General features: G+C 34.5%; 14 protein-coding genes. All 14 read right to left on the bottom strand.

Annotated elements, in window-relative coordinates; all coding sequences use genetic code 11:
• Window positions 1-179: 179 nt before the first annotated feature.
• The 14 genes from C8E03_RS01585 to C8E03_RS01520 all read right to left on the bottom strand — a co-directional run bounded on the left by C8E03_RS01585 (window position 180) and on the right by C8E03_RS01520 (window position 14,859).
• On the bottom strand, window positions 180-1,019 hold the full coding sequence (locus C8E03_RS01585; protein WP_110290100.1) for a carbohydrate ABC transporter permease: 840 nt from the start codon (window positions 1,017-1,019) through the stop codon (window positions 180-182).
• A complete protein-coding gene (locus C8E03_RS01580; RefSeq protein ID WP_094379802.1) occupies window positions 1,009-1,902 on the bottom strand; it encodes a carbohydrate ABC transporter permease in 894 nt (297 codons plus the stop codon). The genes C8E03_RS01585 and C8E03_RS01580 overlap by 11 nt, the downstream gene beginning before the upstream one ends.
• An 88-nt stretch (window positions 1,903-1,990) precedes the next feature.
• Window positions 1,991-3,316 carry an extracellular solute-binding protein gene (locus C8E03_RS01575; protein WP_110290099.1) on the bottom strand — a complete coding sequence of 442 codons (1,326 nt, stop codon included), beginning with the start codon at window positions 3,314-3,316 and terminating at the stop codon, window positions 1,991-1,993.
• Window positions 3,317-3,921: 605 nt separating this feature from the next.
• Complete coding sequence (locus C8E03_RS01570; RefSeq protein WP_094379798.1) at window positions 3,922-5,184, bottom strand: DUF4317 domain-containing protein; 1,263 nt, start codon at window positions 5,182-5,184, stop codon at window positions 3,922-3,924.
• 175 nt (window positions 5,185-5,359) lie between these two features.
• Window positions 5,360-5,914 carry a 50S ribosomal protein L25/general stress protein Ctc gene (locus tag C8E03_RS01565; protein ID WP_170122861.1) on the bottom strand — a complete coding sequence of 185 codons (555 nt, stop codon included), beginning with the start codon at window positions 5,912-5,914 and terminating at the stop codon, window positions 5,360-5,362.
• A gap of 194 nt (window positions 5,915-6,108) precedes the next feature.
• Entirely contained in the window at window positions 6,109-6,873 is a 765-nt protein-coding gene (locus C8E03_RS01560) for a hypothetical protein (protein ID WP_110290098.1), read from the bottom strand.
• Between the two features lie 234 nt (window positions 6,874-7,107).
• On the bottom strand, window positions 7,108-7,812 hold the full coding sequence (locus tag C8E03_RS01555; RefSeq protein ID WP_110290097.1) for an ABC transporter ATP-binding protein: 705 nt from the start codon (window positions 7,810-7,812) through the stop codon (window positions 7,108-7,110).
• A gap of 29 nt (window positions 7,813-7,841) precedes the next feature.
• The gene (locus C8E03_RS01550; protein WP_094379790.1) at window positions 7,842-8,564 is read right to left on the bottom strand and encodes an ABC transporter ATP-binding protein; all 723 of its coding nucleotides are present in this window, start codon (window positions 8,562-8,564) and stop codon (window positions 7,842-7,844) included.
• Window position 8,565: 1 nt separating this feature from the next.
• Entirely contained in the window at window positions 8,566-9,564 is a 999-nt protein-coding gene (locus C8E03_RS01545) for a branched-chain amino acid ABC transporter permease (RefSeq protein WP_094379788.1), read from the bottom strand.
• Window positions 9,565-9,597: 33 nt separating this feature from the next.
• Entirely contained in the window at window positions 9,598-10,449 is an 852-nt protein-coding gene (locus C8E03_RS01540; RefSeq protein WP_110290096.1) for a branched-chain amino acid ABC transporter permease, read from the bottom strand.
• Window positions 10,450-10,466: 17 nt separating this feature from the next.
• A complete protein-coding gene (locus tag C8E03_RS01535; protein WP_110290095.1) occupies window positions 10,467-11,801 on the bottom strand; it encodes an ABC transporter substrate-binding protein in 1,335 nt (444 codons plus the stop codon).
• Between the two features lie 194 nt (window positions 11,802-11,995).
• The gene (locus C8E03_RS01530) at window positions 11,996-12,754 is read right to left on the bottom strand and encodes a DeoR/GlpR family DNA-binding transcription regulator (protein WP_094379782.1); all 759 of its coding nucleotides are present in this window, start codon (window positions 12,752-12,754) and stop codon (window positions 11,996-11,998) included.
• Window positions 12,755-12,857: 103 nt separating this feature from the next.
• A complete protein-coding gene (gene ydjG / locus C8E03_RS01525) occupies window positions 12,858-13,838 on the bottom strand; it encodes an NADH-dependent methylglyoxal reductase (protein WP_094379780.1) in 981 nt (326 codons plus the stop codon).
• Window positions 13,839-13,896: 58 nt separating this feature from the next.
• Window positions 13,897-14,859, bottom strand: a complete 963-nt coding sequence (locus C8E03_RS01520; protein WP_110290094.1) for a carbohydrate kinase family protein — start codon at window positions 14,857-14,859, stop codon at window positions 13,897-13,899.
• Between the last annotated feature and the right edge of the window lie 2 nt (window positions 14,860-14,861).

The raw sequence follows: 14,861 nt of genomic DNA, 5'->3' as shown, positions 1-14,861 counted from the left end.
TAAAAAAACAATTAAATAAATACATATGATAACTAAAAATAAGTATTTCACTTTTTGATTTAATTTCCTAGTTGAAACCCATTGTTTAAAACACTCCCATCTCATCCCTTGTTTACCTGTATCCTTCCCCTTTTTACTTCTATTTTAACAAAGAATACAATACTTTTCAAAAAATCTTCTTATCCTTTTACGGCACCGGCGATGAGACTATTCTGTATTTTTTTACTCATAAACAGATAAACAAACAGTGTTGGAAAGGTTGCAATAACCAATGCAGCTCCAATTGGTCCCCAATCAGTCGTATATGAGCCTGACAAAGTCTGAATACCTACGGAAAGTGTTCTGTATTTTGAATCACTAATGAAAATAACGGCAAACATTAATTCATTCCAAGCTTGAAGAAAAGTAAAAATGGCAATGGTAGAAAATGCAGGCTTCATAAGCGGTAATACAATTCGAAAAAAAATTCTGTAAACCCCACATCCATCAATACAAGCAGCTTCTTCCAGTTCAAGCGGAATATTTTCAATGAAGCTTTCACAAATCATAATTGCCATGGCAAGTGAAAAAGCTGTATAGGGAATAATTAAAGCCTGATACGAATTTGTCATATGGAGATTTCTTAATATGATAAATACGGGTAATATCGCGGCATGTATCGGAACCGTCAGACCAAGCATAAAAATATTGTTAATAGTTTTTTGCCCCTTCCACACCAGCCTTGTTAATGCGTAGGTTGCCATAAGCGATGTCATTACCGTTAATACTATTGTAAGTCCAGTTACAATAAAGCTGTTTATAAAATAAACTGCCATACTACCGGTGGTAAGTGCTGCATGATAATTCGGCCAAATCCATTTTTTAGGAAGTCCCATTATGTTTTCACCGAATATTTCTTTGTTGCTCTTTAAGGAAAAAGTAAGCATCCAGTAAAGAGGGAAAATACTAATAAAAGTCCAAAAAGCTAAAATGAGGTAAGAAAAAATACTTAATGGCTTTTTTGCTATGTTACGTTTCATCGAAAACTCCCCTCATATTAAAAATTTTTTTAATCAGCAATGCAAAAAAGAAGCATAAAAATATAATAAATAGAGCAATTGCACTGCCAAAGCCGTATCGATTACGACTAAAAATCATGTCTACCATTAAAGTACTTGGTACCTCACTGGCATGGGACGGACCTCCATTAGTCAAAACATAAATTAAATCAAAAGCCTTTAACGAACCAATTACAGCAAAAATCACACAGATTCGAAGAACAGGTCTAATCATCGGTATTATTATAAAACGATTCACTTTCCAGGAACTTGCACCATCAATCATGGCCGCTTCCCTTAACTGCAAAGATACTGATTTAATTCCGGCATACATAAGTAACATATGGTATCCGACATATTGCCATAAGATTGGTATAAATACAGCAACTAATACAGTTTGTTTATCTCCAAGCCAAATCCTTGTCAAAGCATCCAGCCCAAGGCAACGCAAGGAAGCATTTAAAATACCATATTCAGGATTGTATATTTTAAGCCATAGTTGACCGATTACGACAGTTGAAATAAGTACAGGAATAAAAAACACTGCAATAAAAAAGCGTTCACCTTTTATTCCCCTTGCAAGCAATAAAGCAAAAGATAAAGAAATCGGCAATTGAACTATGACTGACAATAGTGCTAGAAGTAATGCATTTCCAAGTGTTTTAACAAAGCCTGCTGAAGGGCTTTGAAACAAATTTATGTAATTTTTCAATCCAATTAATACGCCCTTTGTCATTCCATCCCAGTCAAGTAAACTGTAATATGCTGACATAAAAATAGGTACGATAATTATCAGAGTAAAAAGAATAAGTGCCGGTAGTAAAAACAAACAAACTGCAAGTTTATTTTTTCTTAATTTATCCATACAACCCTCCTTATTATGAAAACCTCCTTTCAGAACAAAGAATTAACATAACTGTTTTGCCCAAAGGAGGTTTTTCATAAAAACATAATTAGTTGCCTAATTGATTTGCCATTGCTTTGGTGAAATCGTTTGGTGAGATATCTGCACTATATAGCTGCTGAAGCAGGGACAAATATTCACCTGCGTCATCTGCATCCATTAATGTATCAAACCAAATAGTAAAGGAAGTTGCATTTGCTGCATAATCAGCTATTTTTTTTGAAAGATCACTTACATTACTGTCGTCATAGTCTTTCTCCCAGGCTGCGACACCAGTACCGTCCAGATAAGCATATTTTGAAATGCTTCTTGCCAGTTCAAATGCAGCTTTTGCTGCTAAATCCTTATTCTGCGATTGGGCATTTACCATCAGAGTGTCAACAGCACCACCCATAAAATCAGTGATTTTTGCATTATCTGAGCATATTGGTACCGGTACAGCATCAAAATTCTCGGGATGGTCAGCATTCTCCTGAATACTGCCAGCTAAAAAGCTTCCGCTGATAAACATGGCTACTTTTTCCCCATAGAACATAGCCGTAGCTTCATCATTGGAAAGACCAGCAGCACCTTCACTGAATGCTCCCATTTCTACCAATTGACTGAATGCTGTTGCAGAATTTAAAAAATCAGGATCGTCGTAGCTTTGTCCGTTTTTTGTCAAAGCGTTTACTAATTTATCAGGACCTGTATACTTTAAGGTAAGTGCATCATGTGTCATAGCTAATACCCAAGTATCCTTTGCACTGATGCCAATTGGTGTAATGCCTTTTCCTCTAAAGGTTGCACAAACATCAATCAAATTATCAAATGTTTCAGGTACTTCGATTTGATTTTCCTGAAACAGTTTCTTATTATAAAACAATACGGAAATCGGTGTGGTAAAGGTTGTTCCATATAATTTTCCATCATAAGTGGCATAGGTTAAAGCTGCTTGTGGAAGTTGCTTTTTATATTCCTCCGTAAAATAATCATCTAACGGAAGTACTTTGCCGGATTCTATAAATGATTTAGAAAAACCGCCTCCCCATGTATAAAAAATATCGGGCAGCTCATTTGCGGCTACTGCGGATTTTATTTTAGTTTTGTAGGATTGATTTTCATATGTTTCCATTTTAATGGTAACGCCGGGATTTGCTGTTTGAAAATCCTCAATTGCCTGTACATAGGCATGATTAAAGGAATCACTTTCAGTGGCAATACTCCACAGTGTTAATGTAGTCTCTTTGGTTTCTATAGATGTTTCAGAGTTCTCTTTGGTTTCTGTTATAGCATTTTTATCTATGGATGTAGATGTACTTGACGAACCACAGCCATTTAGTAAGGATGCTAACATAGAAACACTTAGTAAAATGTAAAACAATTTGCTTTTCATTTCCATTCCTCCAAACATTTTATATCTTAATTATAAAAAAACAAGTATTAAATAGGAATGTAGATTTTTTACTTGAATGTGTAATATTTTTACATTTATAGTTAGATTGTCTTAGAATTTTTTAGGCAGCAATTGAATATAGCGTTTTAAGAATGGTGTTACACTCTGTTACTTTTTGATACAATAAAAATATGAAACTAGAATTTACGGAATCAAAATGCTTAGGTGAAATTCTTTCATTAAATAAAATTAAATCAGGCGCTGCTGTTTATTAGGCTGCACCTGATTTAATTTTTCATAGGAAATACCTTGCTATGGTAACGTAAAAAAGTTTGATTCCTATGAAATAAAAACACAATGCGCACGAATGCAGGTGGAAAATGTCACTGCGTAACAGCATTCTGCGCGGCAAAGCGGTCAAGTCCTTCATGAGTGAGGGATTAGGGAGCTAAAGCGGACTTATCCGCTTTGTTCTATAATAGGAAATTCCGAGAATTTCCTATTATAGAAACCCTCTGGGGGAGGCACACCACGTGGATAGGAAGTTGTTGCTACGCAACCCGCGTGGGCGCGAGAGTGTCTGCAAAGCAGACACTTTTTTCTTACTAATATAGATCTGTCATTCCATTTATCGTTACATGTTCATTTTCCTCAAGGGGAATGATAATGCATTTTCTCCCATCAAGCATTTGCGCTTTTATTTGATCCATTTTTTCGTCCTTTACCTGAAGCATTATATCATATCCGTCATCTGTATTTAATTCCTGCATATTTTGCTTGTCTGCAGTCTCTGCAGAAACAGCCGTTTCCTTTAATCTCTCCTGCAAGATATTGATCTGCTCAACAAGTGCCTTATTGGTCTTATTCTTTTCATTTTCTGCCAATATTTTCTTATCCAGTAGATGCTCCACTACAGGAGGTTCTTCGCAAAAAACTTCTGAATAGGAGGTTTGAATTTTTTCTGCAATATCTCTTGGCAATGCACTTTCAGTTAAAACATCCAAAACGGATTCTGCGGTAAGAATTACAGGCTCCTCGCTATCCTTGGAAATCTGTGCCTGCTCTTCTACTATTTGGTTCAGGCTCTCTTGAATTTCACCAATGACTATTGTAGTTTTTTCTGAATCGTTGATCGCATTTTTTATGATGGTATGAAAGGTGTTTTTTTGTTCTGTCGCAGTTGCTTTTGGAGGACAGCCCAAAGTCAGTTCAACTAGCTCATTATGGGGCTCCGATGCGTTCTTTGTATAAAACATGGCAGAATGAATATCCGTACTTCTCTCTGTAAAAGCAGGAAAAATAAATCCGGTTTCCGGCACACCAACTACCCAGTCACGATTACGCGGTCCGATTTTATTCTTGTCTTCCAAATAGCCGAGTCCAGGTTTTGTTAATGTTACCGGACAAATGGCACATAATAAGTATTCATATACTTCTTCCGATTCATCTAATTTGGAATTATCACTTGTTTTTGTTATAACATCATACGCATCATGAAAGACAAGAATAAGATAATTTCCTGCATAATCATAGCTATCAATGATAAGCTGATAGAAAGTTTCAAGCAAACCCTCGTTCTTTAATTTACTTTCTCTAAGTCCCATAAGAAATTGCTGCTTACCACCCTGATCTTCTTCCTCTAGGGGAAAATTTAATTCAATAAGATTATTTCCTACTGTACCAGATAATGTCTTTTTAGCAATCTCTAAATATTTATAAAATTCATCTTCTTCCAAGTTTAAAAATGTTTCATTAAAATTAACCAGAGTTTCTTTTGCAGCATTGACGTAGCAGCCACACATTTTTGTAAATGTACACCCTGTTTTTTTAAATCGGTTTTTCAACTCAAATACATCTTTTTTATTCATCTTTACCTCCATTGCAATTGTGTTATAAAATATCAATTACGTCTAATATTTTATTATAAGGCAAAAGAAAGAATAAATCAAAGAGGTAAATGAAAATTAAAATTTATGTATCTTTCGAAGTACAGGTAAGCCGTTCTATTCGAATTATCTGTTCCTTAGATTTATCTTTAAGCAGCTAACCAATTCCTTGACTTGCTATTTTTTTTTCAACAATTTTTAAAACCATAGTATCCGCATCTATAAGAATATCAACTTTCTTATTTTTAAACATATCAAGATCGGCTACGGTTATACTGTTGCCTATTTTTGCTAAATCAACGAAAACTACGTCCACGAAGTCTTCAGGAAGTGCTGCATATGGAATATTAAACAAAATTTGTTCAACAATACCTGAAACCATATCTGTATTTAACAGAGCTATTTGTGCCACACTGTTTACTTTTTTATTTGGGTCTAATACATGAAAACTAATATGTTCAATTTCATTTTTTAATGTGTTGTATGAAATTTCATTGATTAAGGTAACCATTTTCTCTCCATTTACTTCGATTTCTACCTGATTACCTTCTCTTTTTTTCCTAAGTAGCTGCATTGCATTACTTTTATTAATTTGGATTGATATGGATTTTTCCAGATTTGGTCCATATACACAACATGGTACAAGACCTTCTCTTCTAAGTTTTTTTGATTTTACATTTGCATCTCTGATTTCTGTTTTTAATACGTTCATTATTACCTCCTGTTTTAAATGATTATAATTACTTTTAAATTTCTTTCTCCTTTCTAAACTAAAAAAGGAAAGACTTTCCATACAACGCTATATAGCGTAATACCAAAAGCCCTTCCATTAAAAGACGGTTCTTTTATATTTAGTTTTTATTTTGATTTATTATATCATATTAAATTAAAAAAAGCTATATCGTCCTACAATCTATTTACATAACAAAAATACTGATAAAATTCAGATACTAATTGTTGACGTTTCAAATCAGTTATCTTAGTTTGTATATCATTTAAGATGTGCTGCATTTTAATGTTAGTAAAATATTTCATTTCAGCGCCACCCCATTTTTGAGAACCTTCGTCATTCGAAAAATAATCCCAAAAGGATAACATCTCATTTGTCTTAAGTTTTATACGAAAATTTTCGTGACTTTTGATAATTCCATCCTGGCAATTAGAACCAACAAAATCGTCATTGACCATAAAAGCACCAATAATGCGTCTTTTGCTTTCAGCTTCACCCGCTAGACACTCTGTAAGTAAACATGCAGAATTTAATTTAAGCTTTAACGGAGGTTTTGGTTTTCCTTTTGATTTTCCACTCAGATAATTACCAGAAAATATAGTCCAAGTGTCAAACACATTTTCTTTAGCATTCTGAATCATTCCAAAAGCAGCCTGAGAATTCAACTCAACTTTTAGAGTTTGAATCTTATGCACACGTTCCTGTTCTCTTATTTCAGCTTCCCGATCTTTTTCCTCCTTTGATATCATTCCATCTAATATGATATCTATCTTTTCTTGCATTTTCTTATCATTAAAGACAAGAAATTTAAAAAATGCGTCTGGGTATAAAAATTGTTTTTCTCCCTCTTCAAACTGTACAGTAATATATTTTCCTCCCGATTCCTTTACTATGCCTTTCCCAAATTTCATATGTTGAATTGATTTTCCTTCTAGTTGCATTGTTAGCTCCTTTCATATGGATCGTTTAGATAAGTTAAAAAGAAGAGCTTTTAGCTATGCCATTTAGCACAGTGCCAAAAGCCCTTCTTAAAAAGACGGTTCTTTATTTGTTGAATTAAATTTAGTATAACATAAAAACATAGATAATGCAATACCTTGTTTATCTGTCTATATTATTATGTTCAATTTTCCTTTATTTTTCATATAAAGTTTAGATTATATAAACTTTAAGAATTATATACCTAGATATATTTCTTTCACTTTTTTGTTCTGAAGCAATTCCTCACCTGTTCCTTCTAAAACATTCTTTCCACTATTTATTAAATATGCATAATCTGCAAACTGTAATGTATCAATTGCATTTTGTTCTACAATAATGATTGTAAGACCCATATGATTAATCTTTTTAATAAATTCAAACATTTCTTTCACAATATTTGGAGCAAGCCCTAGGGAAGGTTCATCCAAAATCAGTAATTTAGGTCGGCTCATTAGCCCTCTTGCTATTGCTACCATCTGCTGTTCCCCGCCGGAAAGTGTTTCAGCAAGCTGATTCTCTCGTTCTTTTATCTTAGGAAATATATTATAAATTTCCTCCAGTTCTTTTTGAATCAGTCTCTTATTCTTTACACGATATGAACCCATGCACAAATTATCTGCAACTGTCATCTTCCCAAATAAAAGTCTGCCTTCTGGTATCATAGAGATTCCCAATTCCACCATCTTATAGGTAGGTATATTCAATATGGATTTCCCTTCATATAAAATAGCTCCTGAAGTAGGCTTTATCTTCCCTACAACACTCCTTAATGCAGTTGTTTTTCCAGCCCCATTTGAACCCAATAAAGCCATAATTTTGCCCTTTTCCACGTGAAACGACAGGTCATAAAGAATTGGAGTTCCCTCGTAGCCCGCACTTAAATGCTCTACAAACAACATATCATTTATCTCCTTTCCAATGCAATGTTCTAATGAACCGATCCTCCCAAATAAGCCTGAATTACTTGCTGGTTCTGCGTCACTTCCTCCGGTGTCCCTTCTGCTAAAAGTTTTCCGGAAGAAAGAACAACAACTCGGTCGGATACGCTCATAACCACCTCCATCACATGCTCTATCATTAAAATGGTTATTCCCGAAATTCTGATTCGTTGAATCAAATTAATGGCTTCCTTTCTCTCTACTCCACTTAATCCTGCCATTGTTTCATCCAGCAGTAAAAGCTTAGGCTCTGTAGCTAAAGCTCTTGCAATCTCTAGTCGTTTTTTTTGCATTACGTTTAAATCTCCTGCATTCATAAAAATAAAGGAAGCTAAACCACACATCGCAATTACCTTTTTAGTATGTTCTTTTGCTGCCGAAATACTTTGATGTCTGTTTAATGATGCCACCAGTACATTTTCAAATACACTCATCTCATTGAGCGCTTGTGGGATTTGAAATGTTCTGCCGATACCAAGTTTACAAATTTCATAAGGTTTTTTTTTGGTAATATCAGTACCATCAAATATAACATGTCCTGAGGTGAGTGAATGTGTACCACTAATGGAATTAAATAAGGTTGTCTTTCCTGCTCCGTTTGGTCCTACCATTCCAATAATTTCTCCCTCTATAATTGAAAAGGTAATATCTTCATTTGCGATAAGACCTCCAAATTTTTTTGTTGCATGTTTCATTTCTAGTATGACTTTCATCTTATTTTCTCTCCATTTCCAGAGGTGTTAGAATCTTGTTTTTTTGCTTCTTATTAAATAGAGATATGAGACCATTTGGCATATACAACACAATGATAATAACTAATACACCATAAACAAATAAATCAAACCCATTGATGTAAGAAAAGGTTGCTCTTGTGTATTCTGAAATAATTGTCAACACGATTGCTCCTACCAAAGGGCCTATCACTGTTCCGATTCCTCCCATAACTGCAACTAAACAAATCATCATAGATATATTCAAGGGCATCACAACAGTCGGATCAATATATTGCAAATAATTTGCATATAAGCTTCCGGCCAAACTTACTATGCCTGCACTAAGCATAAATGCCAGTAACTTGTATTTTGCAGTATGGATTCCAACACTTTGTGCAGAATTTTCATTTGCTTTAATGGCTCTTAAATAATAACCAAATTTTGATTTATCTAATCCTTTTGTAAGTAGTAGAATCAAGGCTACAAAGAAAAGAAATATATAATAATAGGGATACTTTGACGTAAACTGCATCGTGTACCAACTTGGTTTTGATCTATCAAAAAAATCAATTCCCGTTGCTCCACCCACATAGCTCCAGTTTAAAAAGATAATGCGTCCACATTCTGCCATAGCCATGGTTGCTAAAGCAAAATAATGCCCTTTTAAGCGTAGTAAGGGTGCTCCTAATACAAATGCTATACCCATAGAAATCATAACTCCAATCCACATGGTAACCCAAGGACTGGCACCAAAATTTTTCACGCCTATTCCACATGTATAGGCACCTATTCCATAAAATAGTGCATGACCATTTGAGACTTGCCCGGCATATCCTCCAATAAAATTCCATCCCATTCCCATAATCGCCCAGATACAGATTAATATCATAACATGTAAGGGGAATGGTGTTTTTATAAAAAGAGGCAATACAATAGCTGCTAATAGTCCTGCAAGAAATTTCACAATAAAGTATTTATTTATATTAATGAATTTTCTCATTATTTTTCCTTTCTCCTTAATATTTATTCGAACCTATTTTCCAAACAAACCTTTCGGTCTTAGCGATACAACCAACATAAATAAAACACAAACTGCCACATATTTAAATGCTGTATTAAAATAAACCCCCGCAAACACATCCACAAGCCCCATTAAAATCCCTCCTATGTAAGCACCAAAAATACTTCCAAATCCGCCTAACGCAACTGCAATAAGGCCAAATAATAAGAATGAGGTTCCCGCTGTAGGTGTAATATAATAATAATAAGCTAAGACGCATCCGGCTATCCCTGCAATTGCACTGGCAATTCCAAATGCTAAGGCATAAGAAAATTCTGTATTAATTCCTACCAGCTCTGCAGCGTCCTTATCCAAAGACGTAGCCCGAATTGCTTTTCCAGTATTTGTTTTATTCATAAAGAAAAATAAGACCGTAGTAACCAAAATAGAAACTGTCAATGGCACCAATTTTTCTTTACTGATTACTAAAAAACCAAAGTCAATGATTCCAGAAAATGTTATCTTTTGAATTGTCCGAAATTCACTGGTAACAAGCATAAGCATTCCATTTACCAATACCATACTTAGAGCAAATGTAATTAATCGTTGTGAAAGAATTGGTCCTTTTAGTGCCTTTCGAATCAAAGTTTTATAAATTAACAAGCCTATCAAAAACATTAAAATTGCTGTAAATGGTATAGATAGAATTGGATCAATTCCCCATTTTTTGTTTAAAAAAAATGTTATGTACATGCCAATCATTAAAAATTCTCCCTGTGAAAAGCTTAGTACATTCATAACTCCCCAGATTAATGCAATTCCCATTGCAATTAGAGCAAGTATGGAACCTATTACTATCCCTTCAAAAATACATTGAATTACCATAATTCTACCTCGTTTTCTTATTTTTCCTCCCATGATGGAAGTGGAAACAGTCCATCATAGGCTTTGATACTATCTGGGTAAACCGTTTGGTATTTACCGTCTTTGATTTGGCATATTAAAGCACTTGTTCCTACATTCTGTCCAACTTCATTAAAATTAAAACCTGTTCCGGCTATAAATAGCTTGTCCTCTGGATATATAAGATTAAGCATGGCTTCCTTAATGGCATCGGCATCGGTGGAACCTGCCTGATTAATTGCTAAACATAACACATAAAGGTCAGTGGAGCACTTTAATACATCAGCTATCATATCCACTCCGTCAGAATAGTTTTCTTTATATAAATTACCAAGTTTTGCAACTAATGGTATCTGTAAGTCCAATGACCATGCACTGGTTGAACATAGTCCCTCTGCATCGCTTCCTAATGCGGTAAAGAGTTCACTTGTCATAAATCCGCCTCTTTGTCCCATAATCATTTTAGGCGAGTAATTAAGCTGTTTAAAGGTTTTTATATACAAAATGACATCTGATATATAGGATGACATCATAACCACATCTGGATCTGCCTTTTTTAATTTTAATGATTCACTGATTAAATTAGTAGCATTAGAGCTATAGGTAATGTTTTCCACAATCGAAAATCCATATTTTTCTGCACATTCCTTTTCTACATTGGCTATGTTCTTACCAAATTCAGTATCTTCTGAAACCAAAGCCACGGTCTTAATATCTGCTTGCTTTGTTTCGTTTAGTTCTACAAGATATAGAAAAGAATCTTCAACATACATCGTATCATCTGGAAAAACGCGAAAAAAATATTCATATCCCTTTTGTGTAAGTGTGGGGGAAGTACCCTCAGACATAAGTGGTACACCATATTTTTCTGTAGATACTGCAGCTGTTTTTGTATTGGCACTACTAAATAAACCGCAAATACCCACTGCACCTTCGGAGGTAATTAAACGCTCTGCTTCTGATAGTGCAGTATCAGCAGACTTTAAATCTCCATATACCAGTTCAATTTTTCTTCCTCCAAGATTAGGTAATCCTTGCGACTGAGCCAGTGGAATATCAATATCATCTGTACTTTCGTTGATAATATCGACAAACATATTCATTGCTGCTTTTACTTCTTGCCCGGCTTTGGATTGTGCTCCACTCATGGGTAATAAAACACCAATCTTTACCGTCTCTTCTTTACTTTCTTTAATTGATATTGGACTTTCATCCTGGCTGTAATCATTATGCTCTATTTGTTTCTCATTATATTTTGTGCATCCACCTAGTAATATTGTTATAAAAAGTGATATTCCTAAATATTTACAAATAATTTTTGCATTACGATTCATTGCTTTTTCCTCCAATACTGCCTATAGAAATTTTCTCTCCTTACATTATTCTATATTATGATTTTGCAACATATTTTCTGCTTTGTCAACAGTATTATGTCTGTTTCAAATATTTATTGTGTTTTTCGTCTATTTACACAAAAAAAGAAAGTCTTTTTCAGTAATAAATAAAGACTTTCTTTTCATCAGTTCATCTAAAATATAAGTTTTACGTTTTTGCTTTTTAAGAACTCAATCCAAACATCACTTGGTTTTGCATCTGTCACAATATAATCTATGTGTTCAAAATCTGATAACTTTAAAAATGCTGTTTTATCAAATTTACTATGATCTATTAAAAGTACAACCTCATTAGACTGCTTTAACATTTCACGTTTAAGTTCCGCCTCAGCTTCATTAGAATCTAAGGCACCCTTGTCACGGTTAAGCCCTTTACAACTTAATAATACAACATCAAAAATATAATTCTTTATCGTTGCTTTAGTAATTGCGCCCTGCAAGGATAATGCACTTTTATTAAGGATTCCGCCTGTGGATACAACCGTCATATCCGACTGGCTTAATTCCCGTAACGCTTCTGTTGAATTAGTCAATATGGTTAATTCATTATTTCCTTTTATCAGCTTTAAGGCTTCCATAACAGTAGAACTGGAATCAGCGGCTATGGTAACTTTATTCTTTATTAGTTCCATTGCCTTAACTGCAATTGCCTGTTTTGCTTCATGATTAGTAGTCGTTCTTTTATAAAAATGAATACCTTCAAAACCACTCTCAGAATTTAATACGGCTCCGCCATAAGTTCGTGTTAAAAAGCCTTCATTTTCCAGCTTTTCTAAGTCTCTTCTAATGGTTTCCTCCGTCACTTCAAAATGTGCACTTAAATTAGCTACCAACACTTTTTTTTCATTCATCACAAGTTGTTTAATTAAATCTAATCTATCTTTTGCTGCCATATACTCACCTCATTTCTATCTAATATTTAATATCATAACATAAAAAATCTGCTTTTCAAAGTATTTTTATTGAAAAACAGATTTTTAATGTTTTGTCCACTTTTTATTGATCTGCTTCCTCTGCTAGTTTTCTCATCAATGCAAGGTCGTCTTGGCCTATTTCTAATTCCATTGCTTTTGCATTTTCTCTGAGTTGCGCTACAGTTGAGGCACCATTAAGTACACTGATAAAATCACCCTGTGCAATGATCCATGCAAGAGCTAGAGTTGGAACACTACTGTTGTATTTTTTACATAATGGTTTCCATTTCTCCATCATATCCATTGCCTTTTGCATTTTATCAGGTCTAAACCATTTTTTATTGCACTGAGCACCTACTGGAACATAATCTCTTGGGAACGTACCTGTTAACAATCCCTGTTCAAGTGGAGAATATGCCTGCAAAATAATATGGTTCTCCTTACAAATCGGAATTAAATCCTTTTCAATTTCTCTGTCAAGCACCGAATACTTGCCCTGTACAATGTCTAATTGTCCGTATTTTATGTATTCTTTTATATGATCAGGGGTGGCATTTGCAGCTCCAATAGCCTTTATAAGTCCTTCTTTTTTCATATCGTTTAACACTTCCATGGTTTCTGAAATAGGTGTTAGAAACGGCTCAACAGATTGCCAATGTGTCATATATACATCTATATAGTCAATACCCAACCGTTCCAGACTTTCTTCAATTTCTTCACGGATAGACTCTTTTGAAAGATTTTTATATAATTGAGTATCTCCTACCTTGTTAAATAAGCTTCCTTTTCTTTTCCACACGATACCACACTTGGTAATGATTACAATTTCTTCCCGTTTGATGCCTTTGAGTGCTTCGCCAACTATTTTTTCGCTGTTTCCAAAATTGTAGCCCGGTGCAGTATCGATTAAATTAATTCCTAATTTTGGTGCCTCTTGAATGGTATTGATACATTCTCTTGTATCTTTATCACCTCCCCAAGCGGGTCCGCCTCCAATTGCCCATGTTCCAAGCCCAATTTGTGATATTTGTGTATCTCCATTGCCTAATCTGATTTTTTTCATTTAATCTCCTCCGTAACGCTTATGCACCGTCCTAAAGCTCTGTTTGGCACTTTTGCAATTACACGTGTTGTTCATTGTTATATACTATTAGTTGCTGATCCACCTGTGCTCTGGATACAACCCCTGTGGTTGCTCCTAGGCTTTGAACAGAAATCGCTGCCGTCACATTTGCATATTGTGCGCATTCTTTTATGTTCTTACCATCTAATATAGCTGTAATAAAACCAGAAGCAAAATTATCTCCTGCGCCGATTGTATCAATTGCCTGAATACCTTTTTGTGCAGGCACTTCAAGGGTTTCATTCTCATTTTTGATATAACAGCCTTTCTTACCAGTCTTTATAATTATATTTTTAACTCCACATTCTAAAAAGCAATCTGCAATTTCTTCTAGCTTTGTTCTGCCTGTCAATAAGCATGCTTCATCATAGTTGGGAAAAAAATAATCTACATAACTTAGTGCTTCTTTGATATCCTCAAGTGTTTCTCCTAATCTTGCCTTAATTATATCTGCACAAATTATCATCTCATTTTTCTTTGCTCTTTTAAAAATTTCCACCAAGGCAGCTCCATTAATCAAAGGATTATTAAAAATACTTGCAAAAGATAATAATCTCGCTTCTTGAAAACGTGAGAAATCAACATCCTCGATTGTAGTTTTCCACAGACTTCCATTTCTATTTGTTACAAAGGTACGCTCTCCATCTTCGGTTACCAATCCAACGTTTATTGAGGTATCTATTGTTTCATCAATATGTAGGCTTTTAATATCCACATTATTTTTTATGCATGCTTCTTGAATAAATATCCCTACGGCATCTTTTCCCAAACGGCTCATTAAGGCTGTTCGATATCCCAATCTTGAAATTATGGTTGCTTCATTAATTGCATCACCGCCAATAGTCATTGCTATTTTATCCAGAGGATAAGATTCGATATCAAAAATATTCTTGCTGACAGGTTGTAAGGGAATGTCCACGATAGCAGCTCCAATACAAATTACATCTAGTGTTTTTTCCAATC

Source organism: Lachnotalea glycerini (assembly GCF_003201285.1).
Classification (GTDB): Bacteria; Bacillota; Clostridia; order Lachnospirales; family Lachnospiraceae; genus Lachnotalea; species Lachnotalea glycerini.
This window is presented reverse-complemented; position numbering and strand designations above follow the sequence as displayed.